Below are 1,846 nucleotides of genomic sequence, written 5' to 3' on the forward strand. Positions count from 1 at the left end.
AGTAACTTGTAAAAGTAACATCCACCCGTTCTTCGGTGCACATGGAAGTTATTAATTCTAAACAAGGTGGGTGGAATTTAATAGCTCGGAATGATAGAATCTATCTATTCATCCACTTCGTTACTCCGGCCGGAACAGGAGGAAACTATGAGCAAACACAAACATTTGACCCTGGATGAACGTTACCAGATCCAGCGCTCCCTTGGAGAAGGTCTCAGCTTTCGAGCCATCGCTTCCTTGATCGGAAAGGATTGCACCACGATTTCAAAAGAAATCCGGGCTCATATCCTTTTTGAAGCCAAGGGGGCTCCCTACCGGCCTTTCAATGACTGCTTAAACAGACGCCGCTGTTCTCATTTCGGCGATCTTTGTTCCCCATGCAGTCGAAAAAGAAAAACCAAATGCAGTTTCTGCGGCAAGGGTTGCAGAAACTGTCCGGACTATCGGAAAGAGGACTGTCTCCTGCTTCGGAACCCCCCTTATGTCTGCAATGGCTGTCCGAATCGAAACGAATGTACCCTGGAAAAACATCTCTATGATGCCAAAAGCGCCCAGCAGGAATATGAGCAAGTCCGCTCTGAATCCCGTTCCGGATTCAACCTGACCGAGCAGGAACGAGTTCAGATGGACCAGGTGATCAGCCCCCTGCTCAGGAACGGCCACTCCCTTCACCATATCCTGCTTCATCATCCAGGCCGGATCCTGTGCTGTGAGAAAACCCTGTATACCTATGCCGATCATGGTCTGTTTGAAGCCAGAAACATCGATATGCCAAGAAAAGTACGCTTCCGTCCCAGAAAAAAGAAATCCGTTCCTTTCAAGGTGGACAAGACCTGCAGGATTGGCAGAACCTATGACGACTTTCGAACCTTCCGTGAAGCCCACCCTGCTCTCCCTGTCGTCCAACTGGATACTGTGGAAGGAATCAAAGGCGGAGCCGTCCTGCTTACCATTCATTTTGTCTTGCAGAAGTTCCAGCTCGCCTTCTTCCGAACGAGGAACGATGCAGCATCCGTCACGCAGATTTTCCAGGAACTTTCCGATCGGCTCGGCCCGCAACGGTATCGACAGCTGTTCCCTTTGCTTTTAGCCGATAACGGCAGTGAGTTCTCGGACCCCCGCGCTCTGGAATTTGCACAAAACGGCACCCGCCGTTCTCGTTTGTTTTACTGTAACCCCGCCTCCCCAAATGAGAAGGGCTCCTGCGAAGTCAATCACGAATTTATCAGACGGATAATCCCAAAAGGCAGGGATATTGGCCTGTTCTCTGAGGAAGGTATACGGGTCATGATGGATCACATCAATTCCTACAGCCGTCCGGAACTTGGCGATAAATCTCCTTATGAAATGTTTGCCTTCTATTTCGGAAGGCAAACTCTGGATCGGTTACAGGTTCAAAAGATCCCGCCCAACGAAATTGTACTCACACCCAAGCTGTTAGAACCATATCGCCTGCCGCGTTAAACGGCTTCACACGCGCAAAGCGCGTGTCCTTCTTTACATCCGCTTCCTTTCCCATAGAGCCGTATCACAAACAAGCTCCACGAATCACAGGCGGATGCGGATGGAAGGACAACATATCAAAAGGCCGGAGTCCTGCGCAGTTGGATGACAATCGGATCCCTCTTACCAGAGGTGGAATTCACTAATTCCTAAGGCAACCTTGTGAACTCGACCTCTTGTTATCATGCGCATCCTTCCGGCTTTTTGTCCATTATATCCTTAAAACCGGCACAAATCCATCCATAATTCTCTATTTTTGTAAAAGTAAAATCCATCCTGTAGACTTAACTCTTACAACATGGATTTTACTCTTACAAACTGGACGTTATTTTTACAAGTCACC

General features: G+C 48.5%; 1 protein-coding gene. It reads left to right on the forward strand.

Translation table 11 applies throughout. The features are described 5' to 3' along the window. The first annotated feature begins 147 nt into the window (after positions 1 to 147). On the forward strand, positions 148 to 1,464 hold the full coding sequence (locus H9L42_RS16635; protein ID WP_187304514.1) for an IS30 family transposase: 1,317 nt from the start codon (positions 148 to 150) through the stop codon (positions 1,462 to 1,464). Positions 1,465 to 1,846 lie beyond the last annotated feature (382 nt).

This window comes from Zhenpiania hominis (genome assembly GCF_014333425.1).
In the GTDB taxonomy this organism is placed as follows: domain Bacteria; phylum Bacillota; class Clostridia; order Peptostreptococcales; family Anaerovoracaceae; genus Hominibacterium; species Hominibacterium hominis.